Origin of the sequence: Mycobacterium sp. 134, from assembly GCF_048282715.1 — a bacterium.
Classification (GTDB): Bacteria; Actinomycetota; Actinomycetes; order Mycobacteriales; family Mycobacteriaceae; genus Mycobacterium; species Mycobacterium septicum.
This window is the reverse complement of record NZ_JBLVUN010000008.1, coordinates 1,473,881-1,493,201: the sequence shown is the minus strand read 5'-3', so window position 1 is coordinate 1,493,201 and position 19,321 is coordinate 1,473,881. Positions and strand designations below refer to the sequence as shown.

Below are 19,321 nucleotides of genomic sequence, written 5' to 3'. Positions count from 1 at the left end.
GCGGGTTCCCGTCGAGCCAAAAAGACTCCCAGGAAACTTCCAGGTTTGATCTTGAGGCAAACCCTACCCGTAGCGCACCATCCCTGGGGGCCCGAACTAGATTGCAACTCGTGACAGAAAACGAGGACGTCCTAGTAAGTGTCCGCAACGGCGTCGGCATCCTCACGCTGAACCGGCCCAAGGCGATCAACTCGCTCAACGACGCGATGGTCGCCGGCATATCCGAGGCGCTGCACGCCTGGGAGAACGACGAGGCAGTTCACACCGTGCTGCTGACCGGTTCCGGCGAACGCGGCCTGTGCGCGGGCGGCGACGTGGTGGCGCTCTATCACAGCGCCCGCGAGGGCGGCGCCGACGCGCGCCGGTTCTGGTACGACGAATACCTGCTCAACGCCTACATCGGCAGCTACCCCAAGCCGTACGTGGCCTTGATGGACGGCATCGTGATGGGCGGCGGCGTTGGCGTCGCGTCCCACGGCAGCGTCCGGATCGCCACCGACACCACGAAGATGGCGATGCCCGAGGTCGGCATCGGCTTCATCCCCGACGTCGGTGGCACCTATCTCCTGTCACGGGCTCCCGGTGCGCTGGGATTGCACGCCGCGCTCACCGGTGCACCGTTCTCCGGGGCCGACGCGATCGCCATGGGCTTCGCCGATCACTACGTGCCGCACGACAAGTTGGCCGATTTCACGGAGTCACTCATCGCCGACGGCGTCCAGAACGCCCTGGCCACCTACGCCATCGAACCGCCCGCGAGCCCACTGCTGGAACAGCGCGGCTGGATCGACGGGTCCTACGCGGGCCAGAACGTGGCCGACATCCTCGCCGCCCTGGAGGGCCACGACGAAACCGCCGCCCACGATGCCGCGAAGCTCATCGCCACCCGCTCCCCCATCGCCCTGGCCGTCACGCTGGAAGCGGTGCGCCGGGCGGCCGAGCTGGAGACACTGGAGGACGTGCTGCGCCAGGAATACCGGACCTCGTGCGCGTCGGTGAAATCCCATGATTTCGTCGAGGGCATCCGGGCCCAGCTCGTCGACAAGGACCGCAACCCCCAGTGGTCCCCCGCCTCGATCGCAGCGGTCACGCCCGCCGATGTCGAGGCGTACTTCGTTCCGGCAGACCCCGACCTGACCTTCCAGGAGGAGAACAAATGAGTGAGTTCGAGACGATCCTGGTGACCCGCGTCGAGCGGGTCGCCACCATCACGCTGAACCGGCCCAAGGCGCTCAACGCGCTCAACACCCAGGTCATGACCGAAGTGACCACCGCCGCAGCCGAACTCGACCGTGACCCGAGCGTCGGCGCCATCATCGTCACCGGCAACGAGAAGGCCTTCGCCGCCGGGGCCGACATCAAGGAGATGGCCGAGCTGTCGTTCGCCGACGTGTACTCGGCCGACTTCTTCGAGCTGTGGTCGAAGTTCGCCGCCACCCGCACCCCGACGATCGCCGCGGTCGCCGGGTACGCGCTGGGCGGCGGCTGCGAGCTGGCGATGATGTGCGACATCCTGATCGCCGCGGATTCGGCGAAGTTCGGTCAGCCCGAGATCAAGCTGGGCGTGCTGCCGGGCATGGGCGGTTCGCAGCGGCTGACCCGGGCGATCGGCAAGGCCAAGGCGATGGATCTGATCCTCACCGGCCGCACCATCGACGCCGTGGAAGCCGAGCGCGCCGGCCTGGTCTCGCGCCTGGTGCCCGCGGATTCACTGATCGACGAGGCCCTTGCCGTGGCGGCCACCATCGCCGGGATGTCGCTGTCGGCCTCCCGGATGGCCAAGGAAGCGGTCAACCGCGCCTTCGAGTCCACCCTGGCCGAGGGACTGCTCTACGAGCGCAGGCTGTTCCACTCGGCGTTCGCCACTGCCGATCAGAAGGAAGGCATGGCGGCGTTCTCGGAGAAGCGCGCCGCAAACTTCACCCATCGCTAAAGTCGACGGGTGACCGACACCGCCGAACCCGTTGCCGACGCACCCGAAGTCCAGTCAGGTGACGCAGACAAACCCGACTGGTGGGAGCGCCACTACACGTTCTTCGGAACAGCGGTGGGTCTGGTGTTCATCTGGTTCTCGCTGACCCCTTCGCTGCTGCCACGCGGCCCGCTCTTCCAGGGCCTGGTCAGCGGTGGGGCCGGCGCGATCGGTTACGGGATCGGCGTTTTCGGGGTATGGCTGGTGCGCTACATGCGTTCGGCGCAGACCAGCCCGAAGCCGCCGAAGTGGGCATGGCTGAGCCTGATCGCGGTCGGCATCATCGGCCAGATCCTGATGATCATCTACTTCCACGTCTGGCAGGACGAGGTCCGCGACTTCATGGGTGTGCCAAGGCTGACGTTCTGGGACCACCCGCTGACCGCAGTGCTCTCGATCGTCGTGCTGTTCGCGTTCGTCGAGATCGGGCAGTTGGTGGGCAGGCTGGTGCGGTTCCTGGTGCGCCAGCTCAATCGGTTTGCACCGCCCCGAGTTTCGGCCGTCGTCGTGGTGGTCCTGCTGTTGGCGTTGACCATCGCGCTGCTCAACGGTGTGGTGGCCCGGGTCGCCATGGACAAGATCAACCGCACCTTCTCCGCGGTCAACGACGAGACCAGCCCGGACTTCGCCGCGCCGACCTCCAAGCTGCGTTCGGGCGGTCCGGGATCCTTGGACAGCTGGGAGTCCCTGGGCCATCAGGGCCGCGTGTTCGTGTCGGCCGGCCCCAGCGTGCAACGACTTTCGCAGTTCAACGGCAAGCCCGCGGTCGAGCCGATCCGCGCCTACGCGGGCCTGCACTCCGCTGACGGCATCAAGGCCACCGCCGCATTGGCGGCCAGGGAGTTGCAGCGCACCGGCGGTTTGGACCGGGCAGTGGTCGCGGTGGCCACCACCACCGGCACCGGGTGGATCAACGAGGCGGAGGCCTCGGCGCTGGAGTACATGTACAACGGCAACACCGCGATCGTGAGCATGCAGTACTCGTTCCTGCCCAGCTGGCTGTCGTTCCTGGTGGACAAGGAGAACGCCCGGCAGGCCGGGCAGGCCCTGTTCGAGGCGGTCGACGCGTTGGTGCGCGAGCGCCCAGAAGGCAAGCGCCCCAAGCTCGTCGTCTTCGGCGAGAGCCTCGGCTCCTTTGGCGGCGAGGCCCCGTTCCTGGCGCTGAACAATCTCGTCGCCCGCACCGACGGCGCACTGTTCTCCGGGCCGACGTTCCAGAACACGATCTGGACCACCCTGACCCGCGACCGCGACCCGGGTTCGCCGATGTGGCTGCCGATCTACGACAAGGGCGAGAATGTGCGCTTCTCCGCCGAAGCCCGCAACTTGGACCGGCCGGCGGATCCGTGGGGCCACCCTCGCGCGGTGTACCTGCAGCACGCGTCGGATCCGATCGCCTGGTGGAACACCGATCTGCTGTTCGCCGAACCGGATTGGCTCAAGGAGCCGCGCGGATACGACGTGTCCGGACGCATGCAGTGGATTCCGATCGTGACATTCCTGCAGGTGTCGGCGGACATGGCAGTGGCGGTCGACGTACCCGACGGGCATGGCCACGTCTACGTCAGGGACGTCGCCAATGCCTGGGCGGCAATCATGCAACCGCCGGGCTGGACCCCGGAGAAGACCGAGAAGCTGCGGCCGCTGCTGAGCAGCAACGAAAACGCCTGAGCGCCGCGGAGATCACACCTGGCCGGCGGCGACCAGCGCGTGATAGCCGCCGACGACGTCGGTGGACCGGTGCAGACCGAGATCGACCAGCGAGGCGGCGGCCAGGCTCGAGGTGTAGCCCTCCGAGCACAGGATCACCCAGTAGACATCGTCGTCGACGGCCTGCGGGATCCGCGCGTCACTGGTCGGATCGCAGCGCCACTCCAGCACGTTGCGTTCGATGACCAGCGCTCCGGGCACCGAGCCCTCGGCTGCGCGCTGGGCGGCCGGGCGGATGTCGACCAGCACGGCACCGGAATTCAGCGCCTCGGGAAGTTCTGACGCGGGCAGCCGGTGCAGCCGGGTGCGGGCCTGCTCCAGCACGGTGTCGATACGGCTCATGGCTATCCTTCCGGCGCGTCGGTGAGTTCGGTGCGGTTGCGGCGCAAGGTGTTCTGCGGTGTCACCTCGTAGTAGGACATCGCGGTCAACGGCGGCGAGTACGCATGAACGCTCAACGTCGGACCCGAGATGGCCGCCGGCGCATGCACCACGTCATGCACCCACCCCAACGGGAACGCTGCCTGATCGCCTGCCGTGAATCGTCGCTTCCGTAAGATCTCGCCGTCCCAACGGGTTTCGCGCAGTGCGCCGGACACCACGGTCAGCGCGCCCAGGGATCCGCCGTGGTCGTGCAGTTCGGTCGACTTGTCGGGAACCCAGCTGATCAGCCAGACCTCGATCTCGTCGTCACCGGACAACCGCGTGTACCAGCGGTCGTCGGCGGGCAGTCTCCGCAACAGCCGGTCGTAGCGGCCGGATAGCACTTCGTCGGCAGCGTGGTCGGTGGCGTGCAGCAGGTCGGGCAATCGCAGCCGCGTGGGCGCGGAGACAGCAGGAACGGGCGCGAGCGTGGACAGCATCAGAGGAACTCCAAGAACGACGGCGGAACAGGGCAGACGGGCGCGCTAGCAAGCCCGACAACACTCCTGGAATCCGGTCCCTTCCGTCACGGCCGCCAGTGTTGCATAGATTGGCGGCATGCGCCGTTACCCGTGGACCACCCGCCTGACCGCCGGAGCCGCCGTAGCGGCCGGCCTGAGCCTGCTGATCGGATGCTCGACAGAGGCCGACAAGGATCAGTCCGCGGAGTCCGCGGCACCGTCCTCTCAAGCCACCGCGACCGCCGAATCGCCCACCCCGAAGGTCAAGCCAGGCGAGATCGCCACGTCCCCCGCCGGGGTCACAACCGCCGTCGGCGCCGATGCGCAGTCCACCGAGGAGGAGTACTTCCAGGCCTGTCATGCCGCGAAGCTCTGGATGGAGACCAAGGGCGGGGATCTCAAGGCGCAGATCGAGCCGTATCTGGCGAGCGTGCAGGCGCCCGACGCGGCACCAGGGCCCGGCACGTACAACGTGGCGTGGGGCCAGCTCGAACCGGGGCGTCAGGCTGCGGTCATCGTCGCGGCGCAGGCAGCGGCCGACGAGCTCTGCAGCTAGTTCGAATCACGCTGCGGCAAATCCCCCGATTCGCCGCCCTGGGCAGCCACCCAGGCGCGGCCCCGTTCGACGGCCACGTCGAGCGCCCCGAAGATCCGATCGGACGCCGGCACGACACCGTCTTCGCCCAGCAGGTCGTCGAGCCCACCGCGCCGCAGCACTTCCGCGGTGCCGGGGTTGACCCCGGAGATGATCAGCTTGCCGTTGTTGGCCGTCAGCTGACCGGCCCACCGGCGCAGCGCCTTGATCGTCACCGACGACGGCACGTCGGGTAGCGATCGCAGGCTGAGCACGACGACGGCGTTGGTGGTGCCGTCGGCCCGGGGCCAGGTCTCGTCGATGCGGGCCACCTCGGCGAACAGACCCACGCCGGCGTAGTGCAGCACGGTGACGTCGTTGCTGGCACACCGCTCGGGCACGGGGGCCTGCTGCCAGCCGCCGTCCGGTGCAGGAACCAGCGCCATCAGTTGCGCGGTCTCGGCCACCTTGGCGCAGTAGAGCACCAGCGAGGTGATCACGCCGATGACGATCGCGGTGTGCAGCGGTAGCTGCGTGGTGGCGGCGAAGGTGACCAGCATCGCCACCGCCGACAGCGGCGCGACCCGCAGCACCAGCTTGATGTCGGGCAACCGGCCGACGATGAGTTCGGCTCCGATCACCAGGATCAGCCCGCCGATCACGGGCATCGGGATGATCTCCGCGGCCGAGCCGGCGATGAGCACCAGCAGGGCAAGCCAGATCCCGGCGAAGATGCCGGCCCACCGGGTCTGGGCCCCCGCCGACGTCGCCACCCCGGTGCGTGACAGCGAGCCGCCGGCCGGGAGCGCACCGAACAGTCCGCCCGCCACATTCGCCGCGCCCTGCGCCAGGAAGTCTCCGTTCATGTTGGTGCGGCTGCCGTCCGGGTTCGGTACCGCGGCAGAGATTCCCGCGGCCTGAGCCAGCGCGACGAGTGCCACGGCCACGCCGCCGACGATCAGCTCGGGCATCGCGGCGAAGTTCGGAACCGTCACCGGCGGAAGCGCATTCGCGATCGACGCGATGTCGCCGACAGTTTCGACGTCGATGTGCGCGACGGCCACCACCGCGGTCACCACGACGAGCGCGAGCAGCGTCGCGAACGATTCGAGCGGCTTGATGAAGTGGAACACCGCCCACACCGCGACCGTGCCAAGCGCCACCGCGACGGCAGCCGGATGCCACAGCCCGACGTGCGCCAGCGAGTCGACGAACTTGCCAATGGTGTTGCCGCTCTGCGGTTTGTAACCGGTGGCGTCGCCGAGGACGCCGGCCACGATCTGCAGGGCGATCCCGGTGGAGAAGCCGGTCATCACGGCGTTGGAGACGAAGTTCATGATCGAACCGAACCGCAGCAGTCCGAACAGCAGCATCACAGCGCCGACGACGAGGGCCAGCGCGGCCACGTTGGCCGGATCCTGCGGATCCAGCCCGGCCTCCTTGAGCACACTGCGCGACGTCAGTGCGATCGCACTCGTCAGCGTCGTCACCATCAGTACCGTGCGGGCGAACAGGGACCCGATGATGCCGGGCATGATGCCGGCGTAGATGCCGGTGACCGGGTTGAACCCGCCGATGCTGGCATAGGCCATGCCCTCGGGAATGGAGAACAGACCCGTGACCAGTCCTGAGATGACGTCACGGGGCTTGGGACGGCCCAGTTTCCGAGCGAATGTTGGCGCACCCACGGGTCAACCCTGTCACGGATGAGGCCGGTGCGGGCGAGACTGCGAATGTGCGCGGGCCGAACAGGCCCTACGGATAGAGCCCGCGTAGCTGGCCGGCCTGGGCCACGCGTTCGACGGCCAGGCACATCGCGGCGGTGCGTAGCGGTAGGCGCCGCTGCGCGGCATGGGCGCCGACATGTTCCCAGGCGGTCAGCATGCGTTCGGCCAACCGGGCCTCGACTTCGTCGGCACCCCACCAATAGGCCTGATTGGCCTGCACCCACTCGAAATACGACACGATGACACCGCCGGCATTGGCCAGAATGTCCGGAACCACCAGTGTCCCAGCCTCATTGAGCAGCCGGTCGGCCTCTCCTGTCGTGGGCCCGTTGGCGCCTTCGACGACGACGGCGGCCTTGACCTGCGCAGCATTGCCCGCGTGGATCACCCCTTCGACGGCCGCAGGCACCAGCAGGTCGACGTCGGCCGCGAGGAGGTCCTCGTTGCTGCTCTCATCGGCACCTACGAAGCCGATCACCGACCCGGTGGCGTCGACATGAGCCGCCAAGGCTGCGATGTCGAGGCCGGAATCCGCTCTGATGGCGCCGTACTGATCCGATACGGCGACTACGTGCATGCCTGCGTCCTGCAGGAAGCGCGCCGCGTGCCGACCGACCTTCCCGAAGCCCTGCACCGCGGCGGCGGCGCCTTCGACACGGATGCCCCGAGACCGCAATGCGGCCAGCGCGACATGTACGACGCCACGCGACGTCGCCGTGACACGTCCCAGAGAACCACCGATACTCACCGGTTTTCCGGTGGTGACACCGAGAACGGTGTGCCCCTTCTGGACGGAATAGGTGTCCATCATCCAGGCCATGGTCTGCTCGTCGGTCCCGACGTCAGGCGCGGGGATGTCATGGTCCGGCCCGATCAGCGGGCTGATCTCGCTGGTGTAGCGCCGGGTGACCCGCTCCAGTTCGGAGCGGCTGTATTGACGCGGATCAAGGCAAATGCCTCCTTTCGCGCCGCCGTAGGGCACGTCGAGCAGCGCGCACTTCCACGTCATCCACATCGCCAGGGCACGAACTTCGTCGAGCGTCACATCAAGCGAATAGCGCAATCCGCCCTTCGCCGGACCGCGAGAGACGTTGTGTTGCACGCGATGTCCGATGAGGAGCTCCATCTCACCGGAGTCTCGATGGAGCGGCACGGCAACGGTGAGCTCACGCCGCGGGTTGGCCAGCAACTCGTAAATGCTGTCGTCATAGCCGAGGATCGTGACGGCGTCGTGCAGCTGAGCACGTGCGTCGTCGAACGGACTTCCGTGTGCTGTGGTCGGGGGCCGCCGCCGGACGCGATCGACCGCGGTGTGTTCGATCGTGGTCACACCTTCTCCTGTTGTCGGTTGGCCTGGCGCCAGAATGGCAGGCGTCCATGGTCTTGCCCAGCAGTGCTGAACGCGGGCAGGCCAGGCTGAAATATCCTCGTACTGACACTAATTGGCATCGCCGACGCACGGTGGACGCAGTACCGGTCTCAAACCATGTTCTAAGACTCTGCGGCGATCATCGAGAGCAGTCGCGCGACGTCGGCCCAGGTACAGGGCGGAAGGCGACCTTCTCCCTCAAGTGCTTCACAATGGACGTATGCGTGTTGCTCTGGCCCTCGGCAGTGGCGGGGCTCGCGGCTACGCGCACATCGGCGTGATCAACGAACTGCACGACCGCGGTTACGAGGTCGTCGGGGTATCCGGGTCGTCGATGGGTGCGCTGGTCGGCGGCCTGCACGCGGCGGGCAAGCTCGACGAGTTCGCCGAATGGGCACGGACTTTGACTCAGCGGGCGGTGTTGCGGCTGCTGGATCCGTCGATCTCGGCGGCCGGGATCCTGCGTGCCGAGAAGATTCTCGACGCGGTCCGCGACATCATCGGCGACGCCACGATCGAAGGGCTGCCGATCCCCTACACCGCGGTCGCGACCGACCTGATCGCGGGGAAATCGGTGTGGCTGCAGCGCGGCCCGCTGGATTCCGCGATCCGGGCGTCGATCGCCATTCCCGGCGTGATCGCGCCGCACGTTCTCAACGGCCGGCTGCTCGGCGACGGCGGCATCCTCGACCCGCTGCCCATGGCACCGATCGCCGCGGTCAACGCGGACCTCACCATCGCGGTCAGCCTGTCCGGCGGCGACCCGGGCACCGCGCCCACCCCCGAGGACCCGGAACGGCGCCCCACCACCGAGTGGCTGAACCGCATGATGCGCAGCACCTCGGCCGTGCTGGACACGGCGTCGGTGCGGGCCATGCTGGACCGGCCCACCGCCCGGGCCGTGCTCAGCCGCTTCGGGGCGTCGATCCCGCCCGAGGACAGTTCCGAACCGGTCGACGAGGACCCCGACGGCCCGGTCGACGATCCAGACGGGCCCGAGGTACCCGAGCCGGCCGATGTGCCGAAGCTGGGGAGCTTCGAGGTGATGAACCGCACCATCGACATCGCCCAGGCCGCGCTGGCCCGGCACACACTCGCCGCCTACCCGCCCGACCTGCTCATCGAGGTACCGCGCACCGCGTGCCGCAGCCTGGAATTCCACCGCGCCGCCGAGGTCATCGAGGTGGGGCGGCAGCTGGCCGCCCGGGCACTCGACGGCTGAATCAACCCTTCAGGAAAGCGACGACCTCAGCCGCCACCCGCCGGCCCTGAGCACGCCGGCCTGCGCCGAGGGCACCCGGCAGTCCGGGTCCAGCGGGTTCTCGCCGAAGGCAGCCAGGGCCTCGTCGTCGGCGAAGATCCCCAGCGACCGTCCGTCGAATCCGTCGACCTCCTGCGCCGCGCCACTACCGAACGGCGACGGTGTCGAGCGGCCCTGCGGCACGAGCGCCACCACGGTGTCGCAGTCGGCGGCCAACGCCATGTTGACCGCGCTGCCGATGCCGCCGTCCATGAACCGGCGGCCGCCGATCGTCACGACAGGCCACACCGCGGGCACCGCACAGCTGGCGGTGACGGCGTCGACCAACGACACTCCGGAGTCCCGGTCCAGTGTCACCAGTTCGCCGGTGTCGATGTCGACGGCCGAGATCCGCAGCACCCGATCGGGCCAGTCATGCGAGGGCAGGCGCGCTTCGATCACTTTCCGCCGTACCGCCGGGTCGATCGTGACGGTGTCGAGCGCCACGGCGCCGATCTGTTGCAGCTTCTGCGCCTTGGTGGTGTTGGGGGTCAGCACGGCTTTGACGAACAGGTCGGTGACCGTGTCGATGCTTATCGCGGGGTCCAGCTCGGCCGATTCGGCACCGATCTGGCGCTCGAACAGCTCCGCCAGGGGCACGCCGCTGCCGAGCTGCGCGGACACTGTCGAACCCGCCGACGTGCCCACCAGCACATCGGAGGCGAGCAGCGCATCGGCGGTTTCGGGAGATTCGTCGGCGATGCCCTGCAGGATGCCGGTCTCCCAGGCGATCCCTGCGATACCGCCACCGGCGAGCACCAGTGCACGTTTGGAAGTCACGAGGGTCGAGTCTGCCAGGGCCCCGAAAGTCGCAGCTAGGCGTGCTGCGATGCGGCCACCTGCGCGGACAGGTCGTCGCGGTGCAGCAGGTGGCGAGGTGGATCTGGAAACGCCACCCGGGTGTTGATCCGCAGATCCGCATCCACGTGCACCAGTTCGCCGGGGGCGATGAGCCGCCAGTCCTCGCCGTCCATCGGCTCGCTGGCGAACAGCACCGAGGGCTGCGACGTCAGGTGCTCGGATTCGGCCCGGATCCGGGCGCTGCGCAGTCGCAGGCGCCGCTGATCGGGGTGTCGGCGGTCCAGCACATACAACTCGTGGGTGTCCGGGTAGCGCAGGGCCCACATGTCGGTGGCGGTGCTGAGCAGGAGATTGACGGCGTAGATCGGCACGTTGTCGGCCAGCCAGCCGATGGCGTCGACGACGCCCGCGCCGACGTCACCGTCATGTGCCCGCACGGCCGCAGTGATGAGGGCGAACACGCGCTCGGAGTCGGTCTGGCCCCCGACGAGGTCCGCCACCCCGAGCTCGCTGATCCGCTCGTCGAGCAGGCCCAGGCCTTCGACGACCCCGTTGTGCGCGAAGATCCGGTCCTCTTGGAGAAAGGGATGCGTGTTCGCCACATCGAGCGCCCCGGTCGAGGCGTAGCGGACATGCGCGATGAAGGTCGTCGCGGTGACATCGTGTGCCTCGGTGGCGAATTCGGAGTCCTGCCATGCCGCCACGGGTTCCTTGTGCAGCACGGCGACGCCGCCGGCACCGAACACACCCAGGCCGGTGCCGTCGGGGTTACGCCTGCTCTGCTCGGCAAGATTGTCGGGCGCATCCAGCAGCCAGAAGGTCGCCGGCACCAGCCGGCGTCCGGCGTGCAGACCGAACAATCGGCACATGACCTCAGCCCACCCGATGAAGTGCCATGATTTCCGATAGTAGCGGGGCGAGAGAGGGAGACACCATGACATCCGACCTCGGGCCTACCATGCGCGCGGAGCGCTTCTACGCCGACACCAAACGGGTTGTGGTGGAAGATGTTCCGATTCCCGAGCCGGGTCCCGGCGAGGTTCTGGTCGAGGTGGCGTTCTGCGGGATCTGCCATTCCGATCTGAGCCTGATCAACGGGACGTTCCCCGCGCAGGCCCCGGTGGTCACGCAGGGCCATGAGGCGTCGGGCACCATCGCCAGGCTCGGCCCGGGAGTCACGGGCTGGACCGAGGGCGATCGCGTCATCGTCGCCGCCGGCCGGCCCTGTATGGAATGCCCCAATTGCGGGCGCGGCGACATCGCCAACTGCATGCGAATCCGGTTGATGGCCTTCGCCTATGACGGGGCGTGGGCCGAATACACGCTGGCGCAGGCGGTCGGGCTCACCCGCGTACCGGACAACGTGCCGCTGGAGCAGGCCGCGATCCTCGCCGATGCGGTGTCGACGCCGTACGGCGCGGTGGTGCGCACCGGCAAGGTCGGTATCGGCGAGTCGGTCGGCGTGTGGGGCCTGGGCGGCGTCGGCACCCACATCGCACAACTGGCCCGGCTGGTGGGCGCGGTGCCGGTGGTGGCTGTCGACATCAAGCCCGAGGTGCTGGAGCGCGCCCTGGAACTCGGTGCCGATTACGCGTTCAACGCCGGCGACGAGCGGCTCGGCGAGAAGATCGCCGAGGTGACCGGGGGCCGGGGGCTGGATGTGGCGTTCGACGCCGTTGGGCTCAAGTCGACGTTCGAGCAGGCGCTGGGTCAGCTGACGGTCGGGGGTCGGCTGGTCGCGGTCGGGATGAGTGCGCAGGAACCGACGATCGGCCCGACGTCGATGTTCGGCCTGACCCAGAAGCAGGTACTGGGTCACCTGGGTTACCAGAACGTCGACATCTCCACCTTGGCGACGCTGGTGTCTCTGGGCCGGCTGGACCTGTCCCGTTCGATCAGCGAGATCGTGTCCCTGGAGGACATTGCACTGGGCATCGACAAGCTGGAACGCCAGGAGGGCAATCCGATCCGGATCCTGGTGCGGCCCTAGGGCTCAGCGCAATCCCGGCGCGGCCTTCCCGCTGATCAGCGGCAGATCGGGGTAGGTCACCACACCGGGTTTGGCGGCGCATACCGCGGGCACCGAGTTGACGCAGTGCGCCGCGGTGGCGACGACGCCGGACTCCGGGCCCTCCTCACCGGCCTCGGACTGGAACCCCTTGATGATGACGGTGAAGTCCGGGTTGCCGCCGACCTCCATCTCGTAACGCTGCCCGGCGGGGCCGAAAGTCCATGCCGGGTCGAGGTTTTCCTCGCCCATCAGCCAGTTCACCGTCACCCGCACGACGGGTTCGCCGTCGACGAGGGCCTCCCAGTGGAACTTGCGGCCGGCGACCTGGCCGGGTTCGATAACGCCGATCGGCGAGTCGATGGGTGCGGTGGCCACGGCGATCTCCTGGGTGGCGCGGATCCGCGGATCGATCTTGAATCCGACGTGGTCGACGACCATCTTGACGGCCTGGATGAAGCCACCGTCGAGCATCTTCTGCATCGGCCCGCTCAGCGCGGTGTCGGGAGTTCCGCCGAATCCCATGACATGGCGCACCACGTCGGGCGCGTCATAGGTGCGCAGGTCGGAAAATTCTTCGGCGCGAACGAAGTTCACCCCGGTGGCCATCGCGGAGAGCACCAGCGGGAACTTCTCGCTGATCCCGCCGGGCGCGATACCGGTGCCGTGCAGCGTGGCGTTGCCTTCCAGCGCGGCGGCCCGCATCGGCGCGGCCTGCTTCTCGCTCGGGTACAGCCAGCCGACGGGGGTGATCACGTTCTTGCCCGAGCGCAACAGGGCGGCGACCTCGTCGGGGTTGGGGATGAGCGGCGAGTAGATCACCGCGTCGGCGTCCAGCGCCAGGATCTCCTCGGCACTGTTGGTGGCGACGACACCGATGGGTTCGGTGCCGATGATCTCGCCGACGTCTTTTCCGTTCTTGGCGTCCGAGTGCACCCAGCAGCCGACCAGCTCCAGGTCAGGGTGTTCGAGCACACCCTTGATCGCGGCCACGCCGACCCCACCGGTTGCCCACTGCACGACCCGTAACGCCACAGACCCTCCTCGGCAGAACTAGAACACGTTCTACTTCAGGTCTACACCACCGTCGTCGTCAGCGGAAGTACGTTCCCGCCGCGCCACGTACGAGATCACGAGCACCACCAGGACGGCGGGCAGAAACGCGGGCACCGTCAGCAACAGGGAATGGTCGGCCAGATACGTCATAGCACTTCGACGAGACAGCCCGGCCGAACGTGACTGTCACATCCGCATCGCCTATCCCGTCTGACGGATATGCAGACGAAATTCATTCAGGCAGTCGTGGTGGTGGCGGCGTTGAGCATGCTGGTGACCGGCGTGTGGATGCGCATCGACCCCGCCTCGTTCGCACAGTGGGCCAACTGGCCCAACCACGTCCACTTCCTGCACGACGCGGGCGTGTTCCAGATCGGGATCGCCCTGACGATGCTGTTCGCGCTCTGGTGGCGCGACGTGGTCGCGGTGGTGTTGACGGGTTTCCTGGTCGCCAACACGCTGCACGCGGTCAACCACTTCTTCGACCGCGACGGCGGCAATCCGGCCACCTGGTGGCAGCTCGGGGCATTGTCGCTGCTGGCCGCGGCGGCGTTGGTGGTGCGGCTGCGTCAACTCCAGTTGAAGACGGTTGACCCGGTTTCACGATGAAGTAAGTTCCGTTGCATGGCTAACAAAGTGTTCGTCGTCGGTGTGGGGATGACGAAGTTCGAGAAACCAGGACGTCGCGAGGGCTGGGACTACCCGGACATGGCGCGCGAGTCGGGCACCAAGGCGTTGGAGGACGCGGGCATCTCCTACGACCAGGTCCAGCAGGGCTACGTCGGGTACTGCTCGGGCGACTCGACCTCGGGGCAGCGGGCGCTCTACGAGCTCGGCATGACCGGCATCCCGATCGTCAACGTCAACAACAACTGTTCGACCGGATCGACCGCGCTCTACCTTGCCGCACAGGCGATTCGGGGCGGTCTGGCCGATTGCACGATCGCGCTGGGCTTCGAGAAGATGCAGCCGGGCTCACTCGGCGGCGGCGCGCAGGACCGGGAGTCCCCGCTGGGCAAGCACGTCAAGGCCCTGGCCGAGATCGACGAGTTCGCCTTCCCCGTCGCGCCGTGGATGTTCGGCGCTGCCGGCCGCGAGCACATGAAGAAGTACGGCACCACCGCCGAGCACTTCGCGAAGATCGGCTACAAGAACCACAAGCATTCGGTGAACAACCCGTACGCGCAGTTCCAGGACGAGTACACCCTCGACGACATCCTGGCCGCCAAGATGATCTCCGACCCGCTGACCAAGCTGCAGTGCTCCCCCACCTCCGACGGCTCGGGTGCGGCGATCGTGGCCAGCGAGGCCTTCGTCGACAAGCACGGGCTGGCCTCGCAGGCCGTCGAGATCGTCGGGCAGGCCATGACCACCGACTTCGCCTCGACCTTCGACGGCAGCGCCGCCAACATCATCGGCTATGACATGAACGTGCAAGCCGCCCAACAGGTTTACGCGCAATCCGGTCTCGGGCCCGCGGACTTCCAGGTGATCGAGCTGCACGACTGCTTCTCCGCCAACGAACTGCTGCTGTACGAAGCGCTGGGCCTGTGCGGCGAGGGCGAGGCGCCGCGGCTGCTCGACAACAACGACACCACCCACGGCGGTCGCTGGGTGGTCAACCCGTCCGGCGGCCTGATCTCCAAGGGCCACCCACTGGGTGCGACGGGTCTGGCCCAGTGCTCCGAGCTGACCTGGCAGTTGCGCGGCACTGCCGACAAGCGTCAGGTCGACGGTGTCAACGCGGCCCTGCAGCACAACATCGGCCTCGGTGGCGCGGCCGTCGTGACCGCCTACCAGCGCGCCGAACGCTAACTTCTTCCTCGCGAGCAGACGCAGACTCGCACAAATCAAGGGTCTGCAATGCGATTGTGCGTCTGCTCGCGGGAGAAACCTCGCGGGAGAAACTCAGCCCGTCAGCATCGCGTCGATCAGGCGGCGTAGCACCTGCCTGATCTCGCGGCGGGCCTTCTTCGGATCCTCGGCGGTGGCGATGACCATGGCAGCCTCGTCGAGGGCCCCGATCAGTACGTGCGCCAGGGCCCGTACCGGCTGCCGGGCCAGTTGGCCCGCCTTGATCGCCTCGGCCAGCAGCTGCTCGGTCATGCCCAGGCTGTAGCGCTGGGCGACATCGCGGAAGCCCGCCCAACCGAGCACACTCGGGGCGTCGAGCAGGATCAGCTGCCGCACCTCGGGGTCACCGGACACCTCCAGCCAGGCGTCGACCGCGGCCCGGATCGCGTCGGCCGGCGTCGCCGCGCCCGACGACGCCACCTCGGTCGCCAACCGAGCCATCACATCCTGCTCGACGACCTCCACCACCGCCAGGAAAAGCGCTGCCTTGTCGGCGAATTGGTGATACATCGCGCCGCGGGTCACCCCGGCGGCACTGGCGATCTCGGGAGTGCCCACCTCGGCATAGCCCCGTTCGCCCCACAGCTGCCGGGCAGCCGAGATCAACGCCTCGCGGGTCGCCGCGGAACGCTCTTCCTGAGTACGTCTCTTGTTTTCCATACACCCTGTTGGTAAGTTACCGGCAGACTGTTCGTAAATGTGTATCGAGCCGGGAGTCATCCATGTCGATCATTGAGATTAACGCCGGAACCATCCATTACGAGGAATTCGGACCAACCGACGGCAGGCCGGTCGTCTTCGTCCACGGCTACATGATGGGCGGTCAGTTGTGGCGGCAGGTCAGCGCCCGGCTGTCCACGCAAGGCCTGCGGTGCATCGTCCCGACCTGGCCGCTGGGCGCGCATCCCGAACCGCTGCGACCCGGCGTCGACCGCAGCATCCGCGGTGTCGCCGACATCGTCGCCGACACCCTGGACGCGCTGGACCTGCAGGACGTCGTCCTGGTCGGCAACGACACCGGCGGCGTGGTCACCCAGCTGGTGGCGGTGCACCATCCGGACCGCATCGGCGCTCTGGTGCTCACGAGTTGTGATGCGTTCGAACACTTTCCGCCGCCCATCCTGAAGCCATTGATCGCGGCCGCCCGGTCCAGGACCGTGTTCCGGACCGCCGCCCAGATGGTCCGAATTCCGGCCGTGCGCAAGCGCGCGTACGCGGGCCTCGCCTACTCCGACATCGACGCGCTCACCCGCGAGTGGGTCCGTACCGCGTTGTCGAATCCCGCGATCGCCGAGGATCTCCGGCAGTTCACCCTGTCGTTGCGCACCGAGGTCACCACCGGGGTGGCCGCGCGGCTGCCCGAATTCGACAAGCCGACGCTCATCGCGTGGTCGGCCGATGACGTGTTCTTCGAGGTCGGCGACGGCGAAAGACTGGCGCGGATCATCCCCCAGGCCCGTCTCGAGGTCATCGACGGCGCCCGCACGTTCTCGATGGTCGACCGCCCGGACCGGCTGGCCGACCTGCTGTCGACGATCGCGGTGCGCGCCTGACTTCCTCCCGCGAGCAGACGCGTAGGTACCCCACTACGCCAAATTTCGGGTACCTCCACGTCTGCTCGCGCTAGAGGGTGAACACCTCGTAGTCGCCGTCGGCGTGACGCGCCCGGATGGTCTTCTTGTCGTACTTGCCCACACTGGTGCGCGGCACCTGCTCGATGAACGCCCACCTCTCGGGCAGCCACCACCGAACCACCTTGTCCGCCAAGAACTCCCGCAGCTCGGCCGGCGCCGCTGACGCCCCCTCCTCCAGCACCACCACAGCCAGCGGACGCTCCTGCCACCGCTCGTCGGGCACCCCGACCACGGCCGCCTCCAACACCGCCGGGTGCGCGATCAGATGGTTCTCCAACTCCACCGACGAGATCCACTCCCCGCCGGACTTGATGACATCCTTGGCCCGGTCGGTCAGCGTCACGTAGCCCTGCTGATCGATCGAGCCGACGTCCCCGGTACGCAGCCAGCCGCTCTCGAACTTCTCGGCATCGCGGCCCAGGTAGTAGGAGCCGGTGATCCACGGCCCGCGGACCTCCAGTTCGCCGACGGCGGTGTCGTCGTTGGGCAGCGGGGCGCCCTCGTCGTCGACGACACGCACCTCCACACCGCACATCGGCCGGCCCTGGCTGACCCGCATCTCCCACTGCCGCTCCTCGGTCACCCCGGGCAGCGGCTTGGCCACCGTGGCCAGCGGTGAGGTCTCGGTCATCCCCCAGGCCTGCTGGATGTACACGCCGTACCGCTCCTGGAACGTCTGCATCAACGACAGCGGCACAGCCGAACCACCGCAGGCCACCAGTCGCAGCGACGAAACATCGTGTCCCGGGTTCTTCTCCAGCCGATGCATCACGTCGTTCCAGATGGTCGGTACGGCGCCGGCCAGCGTGGGGCGCTGCGATTCGATCAGGTCGATCAGCGAGGCACCGTCCATGAACCGGTCGGGCATCACCAGGTTGGCACCGGCCATCAGCGCCGCATACGGCAGCCCCCACGCGTTGGCGTGGAACATCGGCACGATCGGCAGCACCGAGTCACTGCAGCTGACGTCGAGGGCGTTGGCCGTGCAGGTATTCAGGGCATGCAGATAGCTCGACCGGTGGCTGTACACCACACCCTTCGGGTTTCCGGTGGTACCGCTCGTGTAACACATTGCCGCCGCGGAGTTTTCGTCGATCTCGGGCCAGTCGAACTCTTCTGCCTGCGCGGCGAGCAGCTCGTCCCAGCGCAGCACGGTCTTACCGGTCAGGGCGCTGGTATCGCCGTCGCCGACCACGATCACGGTGTGCACGGTCTCCAGCAGCGGCAGCACGGGGGCCAGCAGCGGCACCAGGGACACGTCGGCGATGACGACGCTGTCGGCCGCCTCGTTGGCGATGTAGGCGATCTGTTCCGGGGACAGCCGGATGTTCAGGGTGTGCAGCACCGCGCCCATCGCGGGCACGGCGAGGTAGGCGACGAGGTGCTCGGTGTTGTTCCACATGAACGTGCCGACACGCTGGTCGCCGTCGACCCCGAGCCCGCGCAGGGCATGAGCCAGCTGCGCCGCCTGCCCGCCCAGCTCCCGATAGCTGATCGTGCGGTAGCGGCCCTCGCCGCCCGCGGTGGTCACGGTCCGGTCCCCGTTGACGCCGCAGGCATGTCGCAGGATCGACGTGATCGTCAACGGCCAGTTCTGCATCGTGCTCTTCACGGGCGCGATGGTATGCGCTCGTCGGTCGGCGCCGGCGGGAACGATTCGAATTTCCTGAACGATGTATGTAGGGGAAGATGGACTGACCACGACGGAAGGACGGGTCCGATGCGCACGAAGTCGCTGCTGGCGGCAGTCGGGCTGGCTGTGTTGGGCGTGGTGGGCGCGTCGTCCGCGATCGCCTCGGCCGAGGAGACGGCGCAGGAGACGATCAACCGCCTGCAGTCGGAGGGCTACACCGTCACGATCGACAAGATCGGCACCGCGCCGCTGGACCAGTGCACCGTCACCAGCGTGCGCAACCCTCAACAGGTCAGCCAGTTGGTGCCCTACGTCGGGCCGGGCCTCGGCGGCGACCGGATCCTGGTGCCATCGGTCACCAACCGGACCGTGTCGGTGTCACTCAACTGCCAGCGCTGAGCCTCACTTCGAGCAGTCCAGCGACACCGTGATGGTTCGCCGCACCACTACGGGCACGAGATCGAAATCCTTGGTTCCGTTCTTGCCGAACCGCTCGACCCGGATCAGCCTGGTCTGGGTCTGCGGGTTACGGACGCTGATGACGGTGCACTGATCGAGTGGGGCGCTGCCCACCCGGTCGATGTTGACGTAGAAGCCCTCGGCTTCCAGCAGTCCGATGGTCTCGATGGCCGAATCGGCAGCTGCCAATCCGGCCGGCGCCAAAATGGTTCCCAACGCCGCCCCCGACGCGGCCACCATGATGATCGATGCGTACATGGCCGTGTCTTCTTTCTTACTTCTCGCATACACCTTTTCGGTGATGTCCTGCCCTTTGTTACGGGCCAGAACGGGCAGGAGT

The 19,321-nt window shown here is 67.6% G+C and carries 20 protein-coding genes and 1 pseudogene; 10 read left to right on the top strand and 11 right to left on the bottom strand.

The window, feature by feature from the left end; all coding sequences use genetic code 11:
* Positions 1-110: 110 nt before the first annotated feature.
* Genes ACNQVK_RS11955 through ACNQVK_RS11945 form a run of 3 tightly spaced genes read left to right on the top strand, consistent with a single transcriptional unit; the run spans position 111 to position 3,643 of the window.
* A complete protein-coding gene (locus ACNQVK_RS11955) occupies positions 111-1,160 on the top strand; it encodes an enoyl-CoA hydratase/isomerase family protein (RefSeq protein ID WP_418029685.1) in 1,050 nt (349 codons plus the stop codon).
* Positions 1,157-1,933 (top strand): enoyl-CoA hydratase, encoded by a 777-nt coding sequence (locus tag ACNQVK_RS11950; protein ID WP_044519967.1) that lies wholly within the window; start codon positions 1,157-1,159, stop codon positions 1,931-1,933. The genes ACNQVK_RS11955 and ACNQVK_RS11950 overlap by 4 nt, the downstream gene beginning before the upstream one ends.
* A gap of 9 nt (positions 1,934-1,942) precedes the next feature.
* The gene (locus ACNQVK_RS11945; RefSeq protein WP_418029684.1) at positions 1,943-3,643 is read left to right on the top strand and encodes an alpha/beta hydrolase; all 1,701 of its coding nucleotides are present in this window, start codon (positions 1,943-1,945) and stop codon (positions 3,641-3,643) included.
* A gap of 12 nt (positions 3,644-3,655) precedes the next feature.
* Here the strand turns inward: ACNQVK_RS11945 and ACNQVK_RS11940 are convergent, their stop codons facing one another.
* Together ACNQVK_RS11940 and ACNQVK_RS11935 are read right to left on the bottom strand one after the other, a co-directional pair.
* Positions 3,656-4,024, bottom strand: coding sequence for a rhodanese-like domain-containing protein (locus tag ACNQVK_RS11940; protein ID WP_211155578.1), 369 nt, complete (start codon positions 4,022-4,024; stop codon positions 3,656-3,658).
* Between the two features lie 2 nt (positions 4,025-4,026).
* Positions 4,027-4,545 (bottom strand): cysteine dioxygenase, encoded by a 519-nt coding sequence (locus tag ACNQVK_RS11935; protein ID WP_418029683.1) that lies wholly within the window; start codon positions 4,543-4,545, stop codon positions 4,027-4,029.
* 118 nt (positions 4,546-4,663) lie between these two features.
* On the opposite strand from ACNQVK_RS11935, the gene lpqV reads away from it, so the two are divergent.
* Complete coding sequence (lpqV, locus tag ACNQVK_RS11930; protein WP_418029682.1) at positions 4,664-5,122, top strand: lipoprotein LpqV; 459 nt, start codon at positions 4,664-4,666, stop codon at positions 5,120-5,122.
* On the opposite strand, the gene ACNQVK_RS11925 is transcribed toward lpqV, so the two are convergent.
* Positions 5,119-6,828: a SulP family inorganic anion transporter gene (locus ACNQVK_RS11925; protein ID WP_418029681.1), complete on the bottom strand. Its 1,710-nt coding sequence runs from the start codon at positions 6,826-6,828 to the stop codon at positions 5,119-5,121. The two genes, lpqV and ACNQVK_RS11925, sit on opposite strands and share 4 nt — an antisense overlap.
* Before the next feature lie 67 nt (positions 6,829-6,895).
* Positions 6,896-8,197: a Glu/Leu/Phe/Val family dehydrogenase gene (locus ACNQVK_RS11920; protein WP_418029680.1), complete on the bottom strand. Its 1,302-nt coding sequence runs from the start codon at positions 8,195-8,197 to the stop codon at positions 6,896-6,898.
* 259 nt (positions 8,198-8,456) lie between these two features.
* Between ACNQVK_RS11920 and ACNQVK_RS11915 the strand changes: the two genes are divergently transcribed.
* Positions 8,457-9,458 (top strand): patatin-like phospholipase family protein, encoded by a 1,002-nt coding sequence (locus tag ACNQVK_RS11915; protein ID WP_409548884.1) that lies wholly within the window; start codon positions 8,457-8,459, stop codon positions 9,456-9,458.
* 1 nt (position 9,459) lies between these two features.
* Here ACNQVK_RS11915 and ACNQVK_RS11910 read toward each other — a convergent pair.
* Positions 9,460-10,316 (bottom strand): annotated as a pseudogene (locus tag ACNQVK_RS11910) (patatin-like phospholipase family protein).
* A 35-nt stretch (positions 10,317-10,351) separates the two neighbouring features.
* Positions 10,352-11,206, bottom strand: a complete 855-nt coding sequence (locus tag ACNQVK_RS11905) for a class II glutamine amidotransferase (protein WP_418029679.1) — start codon at positions 11,204-11,206, stop codon at positions 10,352-10,354.
* Between the two features lie 65 nt (positions 11,207-11,271).
* Between ACNQVK_RS11905 and ACNQVK_RS11900 the strand changes: the two genes are divergently transcribed.
* Positions 11,272-12,327: a zinc-binding dehydrogenase gene (locus ACNQVK_RS11900; protein ID WP_418029678.1), complete on the top strand. Its 1,056-nt coding sequence runs from the start codon at positions 11,272-11,274 to the stop codon at positions 12,325-12,327.
* Between the two features lie 3 nt (positions 12,328-12,330).
* On the opposite strand, the gene ACNQVK_RS11895 is transcribed toward ACNQVK_RS11900, so the two are convergent.
* Together ACNQVK_RS11895 and ACNQVK_RS11890 are read right to left on the bottom strand one after the other, a co-directional pair.
* Positions 12,331-13,380: a dihydrodipicolinate reductase gene (locus tag ACNQVK_RS11895; RefSeq protein ID WP_418029677.1), complete on the bottom strand. Its 1,050-nt coding sequence runs from the start codon at positions 13,378-13,380 to the stop codon at positions 12,331-12,333.
* A 30-nt stretch (positions 13,381-13,410) separates the two neighbouring features.
* Positions 13,411-13,551: a hypothetical protein gene (locus ACNQVK_RS11890; RefSeq protein WP_418029676.1), complete on the bottom strand. Its 141-nt coding sequence runs from the start codon at positions 13,549-13,551 to the stop codon at positions 13,411-13,413.
* Positions 13,552-13,620: 69 nt separating this feature from the next.
* On the opposite strand from ACNQVK_RS11890, the gene ACNQVK_RS11885 reads away from it, so the two are divergent.
* The gene (locus ACNQVK_RS11885) at positions 13,621-14,010 is read left to right on the top strand and encodes a hypothetical protein (RefSeq protein WP_418029675.1); all 390 of its coding nucleotides are present in this window, start codon (positions 13,621-13,623) and stop codon (positions 14,008-14,010) included.
* A gap of 15 nt (positions 14,011-14,025) precedes the next feature.
* Entirely contained in the window at positions 14,026-15,216 is a 1,191-nt protein-coding gene (locus ACNQVK_RS11880) for a lipid-transfer protein (RefSeq protein WP_418029674.1), read from the top strand.
* A gap of 93 nt (positions 15,217-15,309) precedes the next feature.
* Here the strand turns inward: ACNQVK_RS11880 and ACNQVK_RS11875 are convergent, their stop codons facing one another.
* Positions 15,310-15,915 (bottom strand): TetR/AcrR family transcriptional regulator, encoded by a 606-nt coding sequence (locus ACNQVK_RS11875; RefSeq protein WP_418029673.1) that lies wholly within the window; start codon positions 15,913-15,915, stop codon positions 15,310-15,312.
* Between the two features lie 62 nt (positions 15,916-15,977).
* Here ACNQVK_RS11875 and ACNQVK_RS11870 point away from each other — a divergent pair, with 62 nt between their 5' ends.
* Positions 15,978-16,808 (top strand): alpha/beta fold hydrolase, encoded by an 831-nt coding sequence (locus ACNQVK_RS11870; protein ID WP_418029672.1) that lies wholly within the window; start codon positions 15,978-15,980, stop codon positions 16,806-16,808.
* 70 nt (positions 16,809-16,878) lie between these two features.
* Here the strand turns inward: ACNQVK_RS11870 and ACNQVK_RS11865 are convergent, their stop codons facing one another.
* Positions 16,879-18,501 (bottom strand): fatty acid--CoA ligase, encoded by a 1,623-nt coding sequence (locus ACNQVK_RS11865; protein ID WP_418029671.1) that lies wholly within the window; start codon positions 18,499-18,501, stop codon positions 16,879-16,881.
* Between the two features lie 108 nt (positions 18,502-18,609).
* Between ACNQVK_RS11865 and ACNQVK_RS11860 the strand changes: the two genes are divergently transcribed.
* Positions 18,610-18,921 carry a hypothetical protein gene (locus tag ACNQVK_RS11860; RefSeq protein ID WP_418029670.1) on the top strand — a complete coding sequence of 104 codons (312 nt, stop codon included), beginning with the start codon at positions 18,610-18,612 and terminating at the stop codon, positions 18,919-18,921.
* A 3-nt stretch (positions 18,922-18,924) separates the two neighbouring features.
* Here ACNQVK_RS11860 and ACNQVK_RS11855 read toward each other — a convergent pair whose 3' ends face one another.
* Positions 18,925-19,239, bottom strand: a complete 315-nt coding sequence (locus ACNQVK_RS11855; RefSeq protein ID WP_044521574.1) for a hypothetical protein — start codon at positions 19,237-19,239, stop codon at positions 18,925-18,927.
* Positions 19,240-19,321: the final 82 nt, after the last annotated feature.

Excerpts from the sequence above, each read along its gene's own strand:
- ACNQVK_RS11950 (WP_044519967.1), top strand. The coding sequence starts at position 1,157 with ATGAGTGAGTTCGAGACGATCCTGGTGACCCGCGTCGAGCGGGTCGCC.
- ACNQVK_RS11940 (WP_211155578.1), bottom strand. The coding sequence starts at position 4,024 with ATGAGCCGTATCGACACCGTGCTGGAGCAGGCCCGCACCCGGCTGCAC.
- ACNQVK_RS11935 (WP_418029683.1), bottom strand. The coding sequence starts at position 4,545 with ATGCTGTCCACGCTCGCGCCCGTTCCTGCTGTCTCCGCGCCCACGCGG.
- lpqV (WP_418029682.1), top strand. The coding sequence starts at position 4,664 with ATGCGCCGTTACCCGTGGACCACCCGCCTGACCGCCGGAGCCGCCGTA.
- ACNQVK_RS11915 (WP_409548884.1), top strand. The coding sequence starts at position 8,457 with ATGCGTGTTGCTCTGGCCCTCGGCAGTGGCGGGGCTCGCGGCTACGCG.
- ACNQVK_RS11905 (WP_418029679.1), bottom strand. The coding sequence starts at position 11,206 with ATGTGCCGATTGTTCGGTCTGCACGCCGGACGCCGGCTGGTGCCGGCG.
- ACNQVK_RS11900 (WP_418029678.1), top strand. The coding sequence starts at position 11,272 with ATGACATCCGACCTCGGGCCTACCATGCGCGCGGAGCGCTTCTACGCC.
- ACNQVK_RS11890 (WP_418029676.1), bottom strand. The coding sequence starts at position 13,551 with ATGACGTATCTGGCCGACCATTCCCTGTTGCTGACGGTGCCCGCGTTT.
- ACNQVK_RS11885 (WP_418029675.1), top strand. The coding sequence starts at position 13,621 with ATGCAGACGAAATTCATTCAGGCAGTCGTGGTGGTGGCGGCGTTGAGC.
- ACNQVK_RS11880 (WP_418029674.1), top strand. The coding sequence starts at position 14,026 with ATGGCTAACAAAGTGTTCGTCGTCGGTGTGGGGATGACGAAGTTCGAG.
- ACNQVK_RS11875 (WP_418029673.1), bottom strand. The coding sequence starts at position 15,915 with ATGGAAAACAAGAGACGTACTCAGGAAGAGCGTTCCGCGGCGACCCGC.
- ACNQVK_RS11870 (WP_418029672.1), top strand. The coding sequence starts at position 15,978 with ATGTCGATCATTGAGATTAACGCCGGAACCATCCATTACGAGGAATTC.
- ACNQVK_RS11860 (WP_418029670.1), top strand. The coding sequence starts at position 18,610 with ATGCGCACGAAGTCGCTGCTGGCGGCAGTCGGGCTGGCTGTGTTGGGC.
- ACNQVK_RS11855 (WP_044521574.1), bottom strand. The coding sequence starts at position 19,239 with ATGTACGCATCGATCATCATGGTGGCCGCGTCGGGGGCGGCGTTGGGA.